The following is a 14,703-nucleotide window of genomic DNA, read 5'->3' on the forward strand; positions in this document are numbered from 1 at the left end:
GAGGTGGCTGTGGCGAATTCCCAATCCCGTTTGAGCGAAGAGATCAAGCTCGAAGGGCATATCATTGACTCCCTGATTCTGCCGCGCGTGATGGATGTCATCATGGACGCGGGCGGCAACTTCGACGTGCTCGAAGTGGACGTGGGCACGCACAAGCACGCGATCAGCCTGGCGCGCATGAAGGTGTTTGCCGAGACGCAAGAGCAGATGGATCACATCATCACGGCCCTGCAAGAACTGGGTGCGCAATTGGTCAACAGCGACGATGTCGCCGTGGCGCCCGCGCCCGCGGCCGGCGCGCTGCCAGACGCCTTCTACTCTACGACCAACCTGCCCACCGAGGTGCGCCTGAACGGCCGCTGGCAGCCGGTGGAGGGCACGGAGATGGACCTGGTGGTGGTGGTGGAGCCAGACCAGGGCCGGGCGCGCAACGTGCCGATTTCGGAGATCAAGCAGGGCGATTTGGTCGTGATTGGGCACAGCGGCATCCGGGTGCTGCCGCCGCAGCGCCAACGTGAGCAGGAAGTCTTCAGCTTCATGCGCAACGAAGTCTCGTCGGAGCGGCCGAACAAGCTGGCGATTGCGCAGATTGCGCGCACCATGCGCCAGGTGCGCGAGGCCGGCCAGCGCATCTGCTTTGTGATCGGCCCGGCCATCATTCACAGCGGCGCCGGGCCGTACATGGAGCGGCTGATTCGCAGCGGCTATGTGCAGGTGCTCTTCGGCGGCAACGCCATTGCCGTGCACGATGTCGAGTCGCAGCTTTTCGGGACTTCGTTGGGCATCAACCTGACCAACGGGCTGCCGGTGCCTGGCGGCCATAGCCACCACATGCGCGCGATCAACGCCATGCGCCGCATCGGCTCGATCAAGCGCGCGGTGGAGATCGGCTTTCTGCGCAGCGGCTTGATGGCCGAGGCCTACCGCAGCGGCATTGACATGGTGCTGGCTGGCTCCGTGCGGGATGACGGCCCTATGCCCGATGTGATTGGCGACATGAGTGAGGCGCAGCGCCAGATGCGCGCGGCGCTGCAAGGCGTGGACATGTGCATCATGCTCGCCACCATGCTGCACTCGATTGCCACCGGCAACCTGCTTGCCAGCCATGTCAAGGTGGTGGCGGTGGATATCAATCCGGCGACCGTGACCAAGCTCGCGGACCGCGGCTCTTTCCAGGCCGTGGGCATCGTAACCGATGCCGAATTGTTCTTGCGCGAGCTGGTGGAAGAGCTTGACCTGCCCGAATAGGTGACGAAACCTGATGCTCGATCTGCTTTTTCACCCTGAGTTGATTCATCGCTCCGTTTTCGTTGCACCCGGCGCGGTCATCACCGGCCAGGTGACGATGGGCCCGGAATCATCGGTCTGGTTCGGCTGCGTGCTGCGCGGAGACGTCAACACGATTACGATTGGCGCGCAGTGTAACATCCAGGACGGCAGCATCCTGCACGTGGATGGCAACAAGCCTTTGCGCCTGGGCGACCGTGTCAGCCTGGGGCACGGCGCCATCGTACACGGCTGCACCGTGGAGGACGACGTGTTGATTGGCATTCGGGCGACGGTGCTCAGCGGCGCGGTGATCGGCCGCGGCTCACTGATCGGCGCGGGCGCGGTGGTGCCCGAAGGCATGGTGGCGCCGCCCGATTCGCTGGTGCTCGGGGTGCCGGCCAAAGTCGTGCGGCAGGTCAGCGCCGAGCAGGCCGCCATGATCCGCCGCATCGCCCAGGCCTACGTCAAATACAGCCGCGCCTACCTGGCCGGCCGCACCGCGCCCTCCGCGCAAGGTATGCAGGCGTGACTTCGATGCCGGACGCCTCAACCGAGCTGGCTGCGCAGGCGCGCATCCAGGCTGCGCAGGCGCGCATCCAGGCTGCGCAGGCGCGCATCCTGGGTCAGCAGAGCCGCGCGGCCGAAGACCGCGGCGATCTAGCGGCCGCTTTGGCGTTGAATGAGGCGACCGCTGCGGGCTTCCAGGAGGCCGGCGATGCCCCGGGGCTGCTGGTGGCCTACCGCAGCCGCGCCTTGATCCTCCTGCGCCTCGGCCGCCTGGATGACGCATGCACTCAATTCGCGCGCGCGCTGGCGTTCGCGTTGCAGATGGATGCGGAGTTTGTGTGGGATACCGTCGGGCAGATGGTGGGCGTGGCCGGCTACCTGGGGCAGGCGCAGGCCGCGAGCCTGTTGCCCCTGGGCGCCGCGATGCGCAGCGCCCTGCAGCACGTGCAGGATGTGCGCGGGGAGTATCCGTTGGAAATGCGCGGCCCGGTGGAGATGGCAACGGCCCTGGGCAACATCTACGCGGCGATGGGGATGCTGGACGACGCCATGCAGGGCCGCGAGGCGCTGCCTGAACAGGCGGTCGAACGCCTGCGGGTGGATGCACTGACGCAGGCGTGGGCCGTGGATGCGCTCAGCCGCCAGGCGTGGGGCCTTGTGCCCTGGCTCAAGGCGTGGCTAGAGGCGCGGGGTCTGCTCACCGACTTGTAGGTTCGGCTTCCTGGCCGGACGATGCTGGCGCAGGGAAGCAGCTTCGAGGCAGAGGGTGTCGTCACGCCGGCGGCGTGACCTCCTGGCCGGACGACGATGTTTACCGCAGAGCGCGCCGATCTTTGTAGGTTCGGCCTCCTGGCCGGACGACGCTGGTGCAGGGAAGCGAACTCCAAGGCGGAGAGCGTCGTCAGGAGGCGTGACCTCCTGGCCGGACGACGATGTTTACCGCAGAGCGCGCCGATTTTTGTAGGTTCGGCCTCCTGGCCGGACAACGCTGGTGCAGGGAAGCGATCTTCAAGGCGGAGAGCGTCGTCAGGAGGCGTGATGTACGACTTTTCGCCTCTGTGTCGTGGCGTCTTTGCGTTGAGATACGTTCCCACACTTGTAGCGCAAGCCGCCGGCTTGCGCGCCTCGCGCAGCCACGCGTGATTTATCGCCAACGACGTCGTCACGCCGGAGGCGTGACCTACGACCTAGCGCGTAAAATCGCCCTTGACGCGAAAGACGCCCAACTGACCGCCGTTGGGCGCGGTGCTTTCCCACTGCACCGCAACATCGGCCTTGCGCCCATCCTCTAGCTCAAGGCGCAGCGGCGTTTCCCGGATCAGCTCGATGCGCACCTTTTGGTGGCGCTTCACGTACTCATAGTTGATGCGGAAGCGGTCTTCTGCTTGATGGTTGTCCGTAAACTCGAAGACGTTGCATGTCAGATCGGCTACCGGCTTCTTCTGTCCGGTGATGTAGAGCGTTCCCTTCACAGGCGTCATTCCTTTCTGCCGCGTCCTGATTTGTGCCAGAATCTACGAACGATTATAGCCTCGCCAGAAATGCCTGTCAATTCCTATGGCGCAGGCGCCCAATTGGCCGTTGCCAGCATGAAGTCTGCAATCGAAATCTGGCCGTCAAGGTTCAGATCCAGGCGCGGGACATAGCGCGCAGAGCCGGCCGTTTCTCCCCAGTGACCGGCAAGCAACACCAAGTCGCTGGCGGCCAGCGCGCCGTCACAGTCCAGATCGGCGGGCAGATCGCAGGTGCGGTTGATCTCGAGGCGCACGGGCAGGCAAGTGGTCCCTGCGCCGGCGGCGAGCAGGACGCAGATGTCATACACGCCCTCTGGCAGGCTCGCCGAGGTGACGCTGGCGTCAATGACGGATGGCGCGCTGCCCGCACTCGCGGATAGACTGAGCCAGGCGGCCGCTTCGCTGGCGCTCCAGGCGATGGGGAAGGCGCTGCTGCTGAACAGCATGAACCAGCGCGTGGGCAGCGCCACGCCCGCGCGGTCAGCGTGGAACACCAGGGCAGATGGCTCCATCATCAGAACGGGCGCAGAGGCCGGGTAGTGAAAACCCAGATCCACTTGGCCGCTGTCCAGCACGTTATCAGTGCGCGTCGTAAACGCGTCTACCCCCGCGGCCACGGCCGTGCGGGCGCCGCGGTCCACGGCCGGACTGGTGCTGGTTTGACCGGCGGCGCTCTGCGCCAGGAAAAAATCACCCAACGACGCCGAGGTGTAAAGCGGATTCTGTGTGATGCTGGCCCCATCAGGAGTCAAGTTGACATAGTTTGTTGTGTTGTTCCAGACATCGTTCGCCACGGGGATCACGGTGGCGCCCTGCACGCTGATGCCCGCCGTGTTGTTGGTGATGATGTTCTCGCGCACTGAGGCCGTGGAACCTCCCTGCACCACCAGACCTTCGCCTGGCCCTTGCGCATCGTTGTTGTCTACGGTGTTGTTGCTGAAGATGGGAGCGCCGGCTTGAAGATAAGCGCCGCCGCCGTTCAGCGCGGCCTGGTTATTGATGATGAGGTTGTTGCGAATCGTGGCCGAAACGCCGTTTGCGACCAGCCCACCGCCATAGCTGCGCGCCCGATTGGATCGCAGCACATTGTTGGCGAAGAGGACGTTGTTGCCCAACTCCAGATAAGCGCCGCCGCCGTCTTTGGCCTCATTGCCCTCCAGCCAGTTGCTGTCGAAGGTGGGCGAGCCGCTGCCATAGAACTTGACGCCGCCAGAGGTGCCGTTGTTGGCGGCGGTGTTGTTGCGCAGCACATTCCACTGCACCAGGGCATTGCTGCCGTTCTGCACCACGGCGCCGCCGCCATCAGACACGCTGTTGTTGGACTCGATCACGTTGCGTTGCAGCGTGGCGTGGCTGCTTTGGGTCAAGACCAGGCCGCCGCCTGTATTGGTCGCCCGATTGTTGGCAAAGCGATTGCCCTGCAGCAGCGGCGCTGCGCCCTGCACGTACAGCCCGGCGCCGTTGAACGCGGTGTTGTCCTCGATGCGATTGCCAACCAGGGTCGCGTTCGAGCTTTCGCGGATGAAGACGCCGCCGCCTGCGCCGCTGGCCGCGGTCACCTGGTTGTTGCGAATCAGGTTGTTTTCGATGCGCGCCGTGGATCCGCCGGACAGCGACAGACCGCCGCCGAAGAACGTCGTGGCTGTATTGTTCTCGATGGTGTTGTCGCGAAGGGTCGGTGAGGCGCCGCCGTCCAGGCGCACACCGCCGCCTGCGGTGGCCGAGCCGTTGCGCAGCGTAAAACCGCTGACGATGGTGCTGTTTCCGATCGTGCTCGTGGTCGCCAGCACCGTGGCGTTGAGGCCGCGGCCGTCAATGATGCTGACGCCCGCGCCGCTGCCGATGACCGACACGCCGGCTTTAAGCGTGATATTCTCAAGGTAGGTTCCGGCCAGAACGCGCACCTTGTCGCCGGCGCTGGAGGCCGTGATGGCCGTTTGGATCACGCTGTACGCGCAGCCGGACGGACAGACCGTGCGCGTCACGTGCGGAGCTTGAGGTGAGCGCGGCAAGGCCCCGGCGGTCGTTGGCGGCGCGTACGCGCTCACAACCGATGACAGCGCCATCAAGGTCAGCAGTCCGATGAGGCCTGCGCGGCGGGCGTGTGGTAATGACGGCTTCACTGGCGGTCCTCCTTCTGGGCGCGTTTCACGTACTCGCATCTGATGCGGAAGCGGTCTTCCACCTGATGGTTATCGGCAAACTCGAAGGCTCGGCTACCTTCTATATCCGGTAACGCGTAGACGTTCATCAACCCAGGCAGCATCCTCTGGCATCAGGTCGGGTTTGGGCGGCGGTTCCTGGTAGTTGATGCGCTGTTGATAATAGAGGCGATCATAGATGGTGTGAATGGCGCGTCCCACATCCAGCGGCACATCGGGATCAGGCGCCAGCAACGGCGCAGCCACCAGGGGGATAGGCTCGTGTAAGCGTAAGGGCCAGATCTCAACGTTGGGACGCTGGTTGCCGCGACTGAGAAAAATGAAATAGGGAGCTTCGGGCAGGGGGGTGGCCAGGGGTGGACGTTGACCAGCACGCAGGAGGTCTATTTCAAGCAGGTGCACCTCGGTGCGCAAGAGATCGCGGCGTTTGCGGACATACAGCGTGAAACCCTGTTGCCCTGGGCGTTTGTTGATCGGCGACAAGATTTCGATCACCGTGACCAGGACGCCGGTTGCCGTCTCCCGAATCACCACACGCTGCAAGCGGACGGGCACCTCCAGGGCTAACTGCCCGACGAGCGGGGCTGGCGCGACGGCGACGGCGCTGCCGCCGCGGGCGTCGAAGCCCGGCCGGGTAATCGCAACGTCGGGCTTGACGATTTGCGTCTGCTGGATGAAAACCTCATCATAGACCACGCGGGGTTCCAACACCGCCAGGTAGCGCGGCTGCAGCAAGGGCGCCAACTGCGCCTGGATCTCGGTGGCCAGGTTATTATGGAAGTCCTCCCACATCGTTGGGGATTCCAGATAGGGATCCATCCCCGGAAATGGTGTTGACACCGGCTCCTCCTTCATGGCTCGCCTGGATTGGAACTCGTGGAAGCTTACAACAGGCGCCCGCGCGTGTCAAGCGTGGATCATTCCCTTCAGAAGAATGGCACAAAATCGCTGTGATGTTTGACTCAGGCGCAGGGGGCGGGTATGATGGATACACAAAGGAACTGCTTTCTACCTATCTCCAGCAACGAACTTTTCCTTTTCAGCCTACGCTGTTTCAGGATCTCGTTGGCTGACAGATTCATCAGGAGCGCCCCATGTCTGACCTCCCGATCCACACTGTCGAAGGCTCGGTCATCTTCGGCCCGGTCAACACCGGCGGCGGCGACTTCGTTGGCCGCGATCAGATCAAGCGCTCGCCGGGCAATTGACTTGAATATAGCCCTGTAGCGCAATCCGCCGGATTGCGGCGCCCTGCGCCACGGAGGCAAGCCAGCGGCTTGCGCACCATTTTCATCTTTGACTTGTCGAGGACTCTTCATTTACCTTTGCCATGATTCATCGCATGGTCCTTTAGGAGGTAGGTATGCTGCAAACGTCCGTTAGCAAACGTTGGCAAACCGTTATTCCGGCGCCAATTCGTAAACGCTACGCCATCCGCAAGGGAGATCTGTTGGTCTGGCTGGATGATGGTCAAACCATCAAGGTGATTCCAGTGCCGGCCGACGACCCGATTCGTGCGCTGCGCGGCGCAGGGCGCGGCGAGCGCTTGGTTGAGCAGTTGCTGGCATCACGCCGTGAGGATCGCAGCCGTGAGCAATGAGCGTTTTTTGTATCTCCTTTGCGGATGCAGTTGTGGCGGCCTATGCGATGCAACAGGACGCCATTGTCGTGCATAAAGATCCAGAATTTGCGCCGCTCAATTCAGAGGTGAGACTGGAACCGTTACCGTTCAAGCATTAGCCCTGATAGGGCCTGTCAACGCCGCAGCCTGGTGCGGGACGGCCCAGTCCGGGCGCAGTCTGCTTCACGCCTGCATGGGCGCTGAGGCGGTCAGGAAGTCCAGATAGTTGGCGCGGCTGACCAGATGTGTCTCGCTGTCTGGATAGGTCGCCACAAAGGCTGCGGGCGGTCGCCAGCGGGCGACGCTCCATTTGCACTCAAATCCAAGCAGACGGCCGCCGGCTTCCTCCAGGTAGTCCAACTCGGCGCGGTCGTAGGTGCGCCAGAAGTAGGCATTGACGTGCTGCCGCCGGTTGTGGTTGAATTTGATGCGCTCGCTGATGAAGAAGTTCTCCCACAGGGCGCCGCTGTCGCTGCGTAGGTCAAGCGGGTTGAAATTATTGATCAGCGCGTTGCGGATGCCCAGGTCGTAGAAGTAGACCTTGCGCAGCTTCGCCAGCTCTTTGCGCAGGTTGCGGCTGAACGGCGGCAGGTGAAAGAGGATGAAGGCCTTTTCCAGCAGCGCGATGTAGCGTTCCACGGTCGCCCGATCCACGCCCAACAACTGCCCCAATTCGTTATAGGAGACTTCGCTGCCCACCTGTAGAGCCAGGGCTTGCAGCAGCCTGCGCAGCAGATCGGAACTCTTGACGGTCTGATACTCGAGCACATCACGATACAAGTAGCTGGTCGCAATCTCTAGCACCGTCTCCACGGGGTCGTTGGCGATGACTACGCTCGGGTACATGCCGTAGCGCAGGCGGCGTTCCAACAACCGCGCCGCTTCCAGCGGCGTTTCTTGGGTCAACAACTCAGCAACCGATAGCGGATACAGGTGGAACTCAGTCTTGCGGCCCGTGAGCGGTTCGCTGATGGTGTTCGAGAGCTCGAAAGAAGACGAGCCTGTGGCGATGACCTGCAAGTCGGTGAAGTTATCGGCTAACAACTTGAGCGCCAGGCCGATGTCACGCACGCGCTGCGCTTCATCAATGACAACCAGGTCGCGACGACCTATTAGCGCGCGCAATTCCGTGGAAGTACGGTTCGTCAGGGCGCTGCGGATGTCTGGCTCGTCGCAGTTGAGGTAAAGGCTGCGGTCAGGGTAGCGGCCCAGGATTTCTTTCACCAGGGTGGTCTTGCCCACCTGGCGCGCGCCATAGATCACGACCACTTTGCCTTTGAACAAGGCGGCTTCGACGGCGGGTTGGATGGCGCGAGCATAGCGAGTCATGAAATCCTTCTTAACCAGGCGAAACGACTCTCCTAATTTATACTAAATTAAGCGATTTGTCAATCGTGATGGGCGCTCATCCGCCCCACAGCGGCGGGGTGTGGAGAATGTCGCGGGCAATTTCCCCGGGCAGCACGGCCCACACCGGGAAGGGGAGCTGCCGCTGCCGCGCCTCGCGCTGAATGGTCGCGATGATCTCCCCGGCCGAGTAGCGCAAGGAGAAATGGGTCAAAATCAGGCCCTGCGGCGCCAGCGCGTGCGCCATGTCCAGCACACCGGGCAAGCCGCTGTGCCGGTTGTAGCGCGTGGCCGCGGCGTCCGCCGCGGTGGCGTCGTCCAGGAAGGTGGACTCGTGGATCAGCAGCTGCGGCCGTCCCCAGGCCTCCGCGGGCATCAGGGGTGTGTCCCCGCTGAAGGTCAGCAGATCGTCGGTGCGCGTGGTCATCAGGCTGGCGCGGCCGTCACGCAGGCGGATGGCATCCAGCTCGGCCTGCGGCCGGCCCTGCAGCTCAGGCCGCAGACTGGCGACGACGCGCTGCACGGTGTACGCGACCACCTGCACCTGCTCCGGCGGCACATCACGCCAGTGCAGACTGGGACGCACCAGGAGCTGCAGCTCTTTTTGCAGCGGCGCCACATCACCGGGCGCCACCGCCTGCCAGGCTACCGCCGCGCTCGTCGTCGGGTCGAACTGCGCAGCGAAAGCGGCTAACGCGGGAAACGAGGTCGAATCTCGGGGATAGAGCAGCCGCGGCGCGCCGTCGCGGCCGTTGAGCTGCAGAAATTGCAGCAGGCCCGCCAGGTGATCGCGGTCCGCGTGGGTCAGGGCCACGGTCTGCACCTTGCGTGACTTGTGTAACAGGCCCGCCGTCACACCATCACCGGCATCGAAGAGCAGTTTCCACTGGTCAATGAAGATCCAGGTGGCGTACAGCGCGGTGCTGAAGAGGGTGATTTGCAGATCGAAAATAGACATTTTTCACCCGCATCTGACGACCGAAGCGCGCCAGGGCGTTATCATGATGGTTTGCTGAAGGATGGCAGCCTGCGAGGCGGCCATCGCATTGTAAGCGACAAGCGATGCACTGTCAAAGGTGTTTGACAAGCGTTTGGCGTTGGTCGTATAATGACGCATGGGTTGTGGATACGAAGGCGCCCATGGGGCGTACGGGTCTTCGCGGCGGTCAATGAGGGCTTTAGAAGTGTTTACTTGTCACCGAATGAGGTGAGATGATGACAATTACAGTCAGCGCGAACGCAAAGTATAGGGCAGCCAGCAGCGCCAATGAAAGAGCGGTGATCGCGGCCCTACGCAGGCTGCCGCCCGATTACCTGCCCGAAGTGCTGCACTACATTGAGTTCCTTGACTACAAAATCAACGCAGATCGCGTCGATGCCGAAGAAGAGGCCGGGCTGTGGGCTGCGGTTGAAGCCAATCAGCGATACAAGCAGCAGCATCCCGATGAACAACTGGAAGTTCACGAAACCGGGGCCGACTTTCTCAAGGCGGTGGCCGATCTGTAATGGCCTACCGTATTGCATTTTCCAGACAAATTCGACTCCAAATAGGCGGTCTGCCAGGTCATGTCAAGGCAATCGCCAAGCATGAGATCGCCGCGCTCAGCGATGATCCGCGACCGCGCCACAGTCAGGAACTGGCAGAGCATCCTGGTCATTTTCGTTTGTGGCTTGGGCGAGATTACCGCTTGGTTTGGCTCGTGCTGGACGATGAACAATTAGTTGAGATCGAGTAGGTCGGCGTCAAAACCCCCCATCTGTATCAGCAACTTGGGCTGGCGCGGCCACGAACCGAGTAGGTGTGTAGCGCAGCAGGGCTGCCAAAAACAGACATTGTAAGATGATCCTATGATGGTGTTTGACCTTGACAGCCGCCGCATCAACCGCTGGTTGAGCGCATTTGCCATGCTGTGTCGGATTCTGGCCTTGACCTACGCCCTGGTGTTGACCCGCTTTCATCCGCATCCGGTCATCGAAGCGCGCCAGGGCATCATCATGGCGGTGTGGTGGGGGATGGCAGCCTACACCGCCGGCCTGATCATTCTCTTCTTTGTGCGCGACGCGGTTCTGCGTGCGCCCTTTTTTCTTCTGTTCGACACGCTGCTGTGCAGCGCGATCCTCATCCCCACTGACGGCGGCTACCGCAACGTCTTTGCCCTGCACTCGGCCATCCCCGTGCTGACCACCGCCTTTTCGATTCCTGCTTCGCCCACGCTCTGGCGCCGCGGCCTCTTGCTGATCGTGGTGGGCGGCGTCAGCACCTTCGGTTTTGCCCTGTCGCTGTGGCTCAACGGCTATACATTCGCCTCGGTCATCGAGCAGCGCGCCGTAGACGAAGTCATTCTGCGCACCAGCACCTACCCCGTGTTGGCGCTCGTCCTGGGCTTCATCGCGCTGTTGATGGTGCTCTGGCAGCGCAGCGTGGAGCGCATGAACGCGCTGCAGGCGGATGCCGCGATCGAGGCCGAACGTCGCCGCATCGCGATGGACATCCATGACAGCGTGCTCAGTCGGCTGACTGCGCTCAGCCGCCGCGTTGAGTTCGCGGAACTGCTGGCGGCCGAAGCGCCGGAAGCCATGCGTGATGAGCTGAACCATGTGGCGGCCATGGCTTCTGACATCCACGCTGACATTCGCTGGACTGTGCGCGCGCTGCGTGATGACCCGACGCAGATTCGTCTCTTCCCCGTGGTGCATGGTATTGTAGAACGATTCGAGCGTAACTCCAATTTGCCCGTGAACGTGCGCCTGCCCGCCGTCGAACCGACGCTGGCGTTCGATACGCTGCGCCACCTGGGCTATATCGTGGAAGAGGCGCTGGTCAATGTGTGGAAACACGCGGACTGCCGCACCGCCTGGGTTGCCATCGAGACGCAGAATGAGCAGCTGCACGTGGTGATTGGCGACGATGGCGTTGGTTTTGATCCGGCCGAAGTGGCCGAGTGGCCTGTGGGCAGCAAAGGCTGGGGGCTGGAGAACATCCGCGAACGGGCGCAGCAGGTGGGAGGGCAATGCCACATCGAGTCCGCGCCCGGCGAGGGCACGCGCGTGGTCATCCAAATTCCGCTGCGCGATCAGCCGGACGATGCCAGGCGCAACCAGGCCATGTGGGAGGAAGTATGGCGCCTATTCGGGTTTTGATTGCCGACGATATGGGGCTGCACCGCGAGCTGCTGCGGCGCCTGCTGGAGCGCCAGGGCGACATCGAGGTGATTGGCGAAGCCAGCTCACCCGAAGAGGTGCTGCAGCGTGTGGCGCAGCGCGAGCCGGATGTGGTTTTGATGGACCTGCGCATGCCGCGTCACGATCCGAAGGGCGGCATCCGCGCCACGCAGCAGTTGGCGCTCAACCATCCCGCCGTCAAAGTCATTGCGCTGACGGAGTCCGATGATGAGAACGACGTGCGCGCCGTCACGCTGGCCGGCGCCAAGGGCTATGTGTTGAAGAATTCCAAAGCCGAACGCATCGCGGACGCCATTCGCAACGTGCATGGCGGCAAGGGTTGGCTTGACCCCGATGTCACGCAGCACGTCTTAGGAGACTATCGCCGCGCGAGCCGCGAGGCCGGCGGCCGCCTGGGGCTGACGCCGACCGAACAGCAGGTGCTGCAGCTGGTGGCCAGCGGCCGCACCGCGCGCGAAATTGGCGAGCAGTTGTTCATGGCCGAAAAGACGGTCAAGAATCACCTCAGCACGATCTACCGGAAGCTCGATGTGCGCAACAGCAGCCAGGCCGTGGCCGAGGGCTACCGCCGGGGGTTGATCGCATGAGATGAAGAAGCAGACGAGACGCCTGCGCCCCCGCCGGGGATCCCGCCGTTGCTCTGTAATTCGTCATTTCTCATTCATCATTGCATTAGGGACGTTTGCAGCGTTGGTGGGGCCGTTCGCCTCACGACATCTAGGTGAGGTTGTGCGATACTAGAAAGGGAAAAAGCTATTTTGCGCTGCCTATCATCTGGGATGTGCGGCGCTGACAAGGAATCAACGATGACAACGGCAACGGCACGTCTGGCCTTGCCCACGCTGTGGGCGCGGCCCCCATTGAGCGAAGTGACGGAAACCGCGCTGCCCAGCGATCCAAACGAGCTGGCGCGGCTCGAAACGATGCTGGCCGAGGTCGCCGCGGTGCCCTTTGCGCCCCTGGCCGGTCCCCTGGCCGCGGCGCTGGCAGCCAATGGCGATCGGTTGCGCGGCCGTGTGGCGCTGGCGGTCGGCGCGGCCTTGCACGTGGCTCCTGGCCGGCGCCTGGCGCTGGCCGCGGCGCTCGAAACGCTTTTCACCGCCAGCCAGGCCCATGAGGCGCTGCCCCGCAACGCCGTGCGCGACAGCAAGTTCTTGGGCGGACTGGTGCTGATGGGCGATCATCTCTTTGCGCAGGCGGCCGCCTTTGCCGCGCAGGCCGAGCTGCCGGCTGTGGTAATGCTTTTTGCGCAGACGCTGCAAACCATCAGCCAGGCGCAGGTGCGGCAGCAGTTGGGCCGCCCGGCCGACAGCGCGTGGACGGCCAACGCTGCCCTGTGCGCGGCCGCGGCTGTGGGCGCCGGCCTCCTCGGCCATGCCGCGGCGCATGATCTGGACACGCTGCATGAGGTTGGCTTGCGCGTGGGGCGCTGGGCCGATTCGCACCGGCTGGATGACCTGCACGAGGCGCAGGTCGCCTTGCGCCAGGTGCGCCAGCCAGAAGTCCGCCAACGGCTGCGAGGGCTGCTGATCTGAAGAACACAAAAGAAACAAACCAGGCTCTTACCAGCCTGGTTTGTTTCTGTTTCCATGACCGCGTGACTACACAGTCAAACTCAGCCGAATCGCCCGGTTGACTTCCTCGATGCGGGCTGCCGGAAGCATGCCAAGCCTTGACCCCAAGCGCTCTTTGGCGACCGTGCGAATTTGATCGAGCAGGATCTTGCTTGTTTGCGCGACTCCGCCTTCGCCAGCATCCAATTTCACTTCAAAGGGATAGACTTTGGCGCCATGCGCAGTGGTCATGGGCGCCACAATGACACGGTCGGCATGTTGATTGCCAATGTTGTTGGAAATGATGACCGCAGGTCGCGTCTTGGCAATCTCAGAGCCGACCGTGGGGTCCAAATTCACCCAGTAAATCTCGCCGCGCTGTGGATAACTCATGCCGGCCATCCCTCGCCGTCAAGGCGTTGCCAGTCCTCGTTGAGCGCCACGCGTTCCTCACGGACGGCCAGGTAGCCTTCGACCATCTGCGCTTCGATTTCGGCCCTTTCAAGCTCCATGACTTTTTGTTGCAGCAGATCATTCACCAGTTGACTAAGCCCTCGCTGAGGGATGAAACGGCGTAGCTGGCTGATGACAGCTTCATCGAGGTAGATGGTAGTTCTTAGCGTCATATATGCCTCCATAATTTGCTTCTATTTTGATGTCATTATTGTGCATCAATACCGCCATCTTGTCAAACGCCAATGTGCAAGTTCTGTTTACCCCAAAAAAGCAGCAACCGACGACGTGTTCTGCGGCCCCGCATGGACGTGAGGCAGAGCGTTTGACGACACATGGGTCATGGGCTATACTGAAATCGTCACGCTATGAATGCACCTGCGGTCTAGGGTCAGGAAAGGACCATCTGACAGCTCATGATCAGCATCGCCGTCTCTGCCCAGCGCGTCTTCACCTTTCCGGCCGATTTGGCGACGACAACGGCGTATCTATGCGATTTCGAGCAGACCCTCGAACACCTGCCCTACTTGAGCCTGGTGCGGACTTATGCCAGGAACCAATACCGCATTTTGTACAGCGTGGCCGAGGCTGGCGTCTATTATGTTGCATTCTACTGCGACATCCAGGTGCGGTTTGACGAGACAACCCAAACCCTCCACGTGACCTCGCTGGCTGGCATTCCGCCCGTTCCACCCAAAGCGACGTTCAATTCAGTCAGCGGTCAAGGATACTATTCCAGCCGTTCGGTCTTTCATGCGGCCGGTGCGCAGACGAGGGTCGCGTATGACGTTGATATTCAGGCCCAGGTGCCCAAGCGGTTCGAATTGACCTTGATCCCAGACGCGGTTGTCAAGCGTTTGGTTGAGAATGTGGTTCGACAGCGCTTGCAAGAGATTGCCGATGCGTTCGTCGCCCGTTCGATGGAGATAGCTCGATGACCACCTTAACACAAGAGGATGTCCTGGAAACCGCCCTGGCGCTCTATGAGGAGGAAGCCTTTGCGGAAGCGTTTGCTTTCATGACGGCCGCTGCGCAACAGCAGGGCCTGGAGTCGGCGCGCATCTACAATTTTCGCATCTGCCTGGCCAATCGCA

General features: G+C 62.2%; 18 protein-coding genes. 11 read left to right on the plus strand and 7 right to left on the minus strand.

Annotation, left to right across the window (positions count from 1 at the left end; translation table 11 throughout):
- Window positions 1-9: 9 nt before the first annotated feature.
- Genes ACPQ6D_RS19425 through ACPQ6D_RS19435 form a run of 3 tightly spaced genes read left to right on the plus strand, consistent with a single transcriptional unit; the run spans window position 10 to window position 2,487 of the window.
- On the plus strand, window positions 10-1,248 hold the full coding sequence (locus ACPQ6D_RS19425) for an ornithine cyclodeaminase, nickel-pincer nucleotide-dependent (RefSeq protein WP_423226010.1): 1,239 nt from the start codon (window positions 10-12) through the stop codon (window positions 1,246-1,248).
- A gap of 13 nt (window positions 1,249-1,261) precedes the next feature.
- The gene (locus tag ACPQ6D_RS19430; RefSeq protein ID WP_423226011.1) at window positions 1,262-1,798 is read left to right on the plus strand and encodes a gamma carbonic anhydrase family protein; all 537 of its coding nucleotides are present in this window, start codon (window positions 1,262-1,264) and stop codon (window positions 1,796-1,798) included.
- Window positions 1,795-2,487, plus strand: coding sequence for a hypothetical protein (locus ACPQ6D_RS19435; protein WP_423226012.1), 693 nt, complete (start codon window positions 1,795-1,797; stop codon window positions 2,485-2,487). Before ACPQ6D_RS19430 ends, ACPQ6D_RS19435 begins: the two co-directional genes overlap by 4 nt.
- Before the next feature lie 476 nt (window positions 2,488-2,963).
- On the opposite strand, the gene ACPQ6D_RS19440 is transcribed toward ACPQ6D_RS19435, so the two are convergent.
- From ACPQ6D_RS19440 to ACPQ6D_RS19450, 3 genes are all read right to left on the minus strand, one after another.
- Window positions 2,964-3,248: a hypothetical protein gene (locus tag ACPQ6D_RS19440; RefSeq protein ID WP_423226013.1), complete on the minus strand. Its 285-nt coding sequence runs from the start codon at window positions 3,246-3,248 to the stop codon at window positions 2,964-2,966.
- Between the two features lie 83 nt (window positions 3,249-3,331).
- On the minus strand, window positions 3,332-5,413 hold the full coding sequence (locus ACPQ6D_RS19445) for a right-handed parallel beta-helix repeat-containing protein (RefSeq protein WP_423226014.1): 2,082 nt from the start codon (window positions 5,411-5,413) through the stop codon (window positions 3,332-3,334).
- 93 nt (window positions 5,414-5,506) lie between these two features.
- Window positions 5,507-6,292: a DUF4058 family protein gene (locus ACPQ6D_RS19450; RefSeq protein WP_423226015.1), complete on the minus strand. Its 786-nt coding sequence runs from the start codon at window positions 6,290-6,292 to the stop codon at window positions 5,507-5,509.
- A 523-nt stretch (window positions 6,293-6,815) separates the two neighbouring features.
- On the opposite strand from ACPQ6D_RS19450, the gene ACPQ6D_RS19455 reads away from it, so the two are divergent.
- Window positions 6,816-7,052 carry an AbrB/MazE/SpoVT family DNA-binding domain-containing protein gene (locus ACPQ6D_RS19455; protein ID WP_423226016.1) on the plus strand — a complete coding sequence of 79 codons (237 nt, stop codon included), beginning with the start codon at window positions 6,816-6,818 and terminating at the stop codon, window positions 7,050-7,052.
- Between the two features lie 204 nt (window positions 7,053-7,256).
- Here the strand turns inward: ACPQ6D_RS19455 and ACPQ6D_RS19460 are convergent, their stop codons facing one another.
- Both ACPQ6D_RS19460 and ACPQ6D_RS19465 read right to left on the minus strand, forming a co-directional pair.
- Window positions 7,257-8,402, minus strand: a complete 1,146-nt coding sequence (locus tag ACPQ6D_RS19460; protein ID WP_423226017.1) for an ATP-binding protein — start codon at window positions 8,400-8,402, stop codon at window positions 7,257-7,259.
- Between the two features lie 76 nt (window positions 8,403-8,478).
- Window positions 8,479-9,378, minus strand: coding sequence for an MBL fold metallo-hydrolase (locus ACPQ6D_RS19465; RefSeq protein ID WP_423226018.1), 900 nt, complete (start codon window positions 9,376-9,378; stop codon window positions 8,479-8,481).
- Between the two features lie 254 nt (window positions 9,379-9,632).
- Here ACPQ6D_RS19465 and ACPQ6D_RS19470 point away from each other — a divergent pair, with 254 nt between their 5' ends.
- The 5 genes from ACPQ6D_RS19470 (at window position 9,633) to ACPQ6D_RS19490 (ending at window position 13,138) form a co-directional block, all read left to right on the plus strand.
- Window positions 9,633-9,926, plus strand: coding sequence for a DUF2281 domain-containing protein (locus ACPQ6D_RS19470; RefSeq protein WP_423226019.1), 294 nt, complete (start codon window positions 9,633-9,635; stop codon window positions 9,924-9,926).
- Window positions 9,926-10,156: a type II toxin-antitoxin system RelE family toxin gene (locus ACPQ6D_RS19475; RefSeq protein WP_423226020.1), complete on the plus strand. Its 231-nt coding sequence runs from the start codon at window positions 9,926-9,928 to the stop codon at window positions 10,154-10,156. Before ACPQ6D_RS19470 ends, ACPQ6D_RS19475 begins: the two co-directional genes overlap by 1 nt.
- A 112-nt stretch (window positions 10,157-10,268) precedes the next feature.
- Entirely contained in the window at window positions 10,269-11,561 is a 1,293-nt protein-coding gene (locus ACPQ6D_RS19480; RefSeq protein WP_423226021.1) for a sensor histidine kinase, read from the plus strand.
- Complete coding sequence (locus ACPQ6D_RS19485; RefSeq protein ID WP_423226022.1) at window positions 11,540-12,190, plus strand: response regulator; 651 nt, start codon at window positions 11,540-11,542, stop codon at window positions 12,188-12,190. Before ACPQ6D_RS19480 ends, ACPQ6D_RS19485 begins: the two co-directional genes overlap by 22 nt.
- Before the next feature lie 219 nt (window positions 12,191-12,409).
- On the plus strand, window positions 12,410-13,138 hold the full coding sequence (locus ACPQ6D_RS19490) for a hypothetical protein (protein WP_423226023.1): 729 nt from the start codon (window positions 12,410-12,412) through the stop codon (window positions 13,136-13,138).
- Window positions 13,139-13,204: 66 nt separating this feature from the next.
- Here the strand turns inward: ACPQ6D_RS19490 and ACPQ6D_RS19495 are convergent, their stop codons facing one another.
- The gene (locus ACPQ6D_RS19495) at window positions 13,205-13,549 is read right to left on the minus strand and encodes a type II toxin-antitoxin system PemK/MazF family toxin (protein WP_423226024.1); all 345 of its coding nucleotides are present in this window, start codon (window positions 13,547-13,549) and stop codon (window positions 13,205-13,207) included.
- The gene (locus tag ACPQ6D_RS19500) at window positions 13,546-13,782 is read right to left on the minus strand and encodes a hypothetical protein (protein WP_423226025.1); all 237 of its coding nucleotides are present in this window, start codon (window positions 13,780-13,782) and stop codon (window positions 13,546-13,548) included. Before ACPQ6D_RS19500 ends, ACPQ6D_RS19495 begins: the two co-directional genes overlap by 4 nt.
- 243 nt (window positions 13,783-14,025) lie before the next feature.
- Between ACPQ6D_RS19500 and ACPQ6D_RS19505 the strand changes: the two genes are divergently transcribed.
- Both ACPQ6D_RS19505 and ACPQ6D_RS19510 read left to right on the plus strand, forming a co-directional pair.
- Window positions 14,026-14,547: a hypothetical protein gene (locus ACPQ6D_RS19505; protein WP_423226026.1), complete on the plus strand. Its 522-nt coding sequence runs from the start codon at window positions 14,026-14,028 to the stop codon at window positions 14,545-14,547.
- On the plus strand, window positions 14,544-14,703 hold a 160-nt coding region (locus ACPQ6D_RS19510; RefSeq protein WP_423226027.1), incomplete at its 3' end, for a hypothetical protein. The genes ACPQ6D_RS19505 and ACPQ6D_RS19510, both read left to right, overlap by 4 nt.

It is taken from the genome of Candidatus Amarolinea aalborgensis (assembly GCF_900491745.1).
Lineage (GTDB): Bacteria > Chloroflexota > Anaerolineae > SSC4 > Amarolineaceae > Amarolinea > Amarolinea aalborgensis.

Excerpts from the sequence above, each read along its gene's own strand:
- ACPQ6D_RS19490 (WP_423226023.1), top strand. The coding sequence starts at position 12,410 with ATGACAACGGCAACGGCACGTCTGGCCTTGCCCACGCTGTGGGCGCGG.
- ACPQ6D_RS19470 (WP_423226019.1), top strand. The coding sequence starts at position 9,633 with ATGATGACAATTACAGTCAGCGCGAACGCAAAGTATAGGGCAGCCAGC.
- ACPQ6D_RS19475 (WP_423226020.1), top strand. The coding sequence starts at position 9,926 with ATGGCCTACCGTATTGCATTTTCCAGACAAATTCGACTCCAAATAGGC.
- ACPQ6D_RS19500 (WP_423226025.1), bottom strand. The coding sequence starts at position 13,782 with ATGACGCTAAGAACTACCATCTACCTCGATGAAGCTGTCATCAGCCAG.
- ACPQ6D_RS19460 (WP_423226017.1), bottom strand. The coding sequence starts at position 8,402 with ATGACTCGCTATGCTCGCGCCATCCAACCCGCCGTCGAAGCCGCCTTG.
- ACPQ6D_RS19480 (WP_423226021.1), top strand. The coding sequence starts at position 10,269 with ATGATGGTGTTTGACCTTGACAGCCGCCGCATCAACCGCTGGTTGAGC.
- ACPQ6D_RS19485 (WP_423226022.1), top strand. The coding sequence starts at position 11,540 with ATGGCGCCTATTCGGGTTTTGATTGCCGACGATATGGGGCTGCACCGC.
- ACPQ6D_RS19465 (WP_423226018.1), bottom strand. The coding sequence starts at position 9,378 with ATGTCTATTTTCGATCTGCAAATCACCCTCTTCAGCACCGCGCTGTAC.
- ACPQ6D_RS19495 (WP_423226024.1), bottom strand. The coding sequence starts at position 13,549 with ATGAGTTATCCACAGCGCGGCGAGATTTACTGGGTGAATTTGGACCCC.
- ACPQ6D_RS19455 (WP_423226016.1), top strand. The coding sequence starts at position 6,816 with ATGCTGCAAACGTCCGTTAGCAAACGTTGGCAAACCGTTATTCCGGCG.
- ACPQ6D_RS19505 (WP_423226026.1), top strand. The coding sequence starts at position 14,026 with ATGATCAGCATCGCCGTCTCTGCCCAGCGCGTCTTCACCTTTCCGGCC.
- ACPQ6D_RS19430 (WP_423226011.1), top strand. The coding sequence starts at position 1,262 with ATGCTCGATCTGCTTTTTCACCCTGAGTTGATTCATCGCTCCGTTTTC.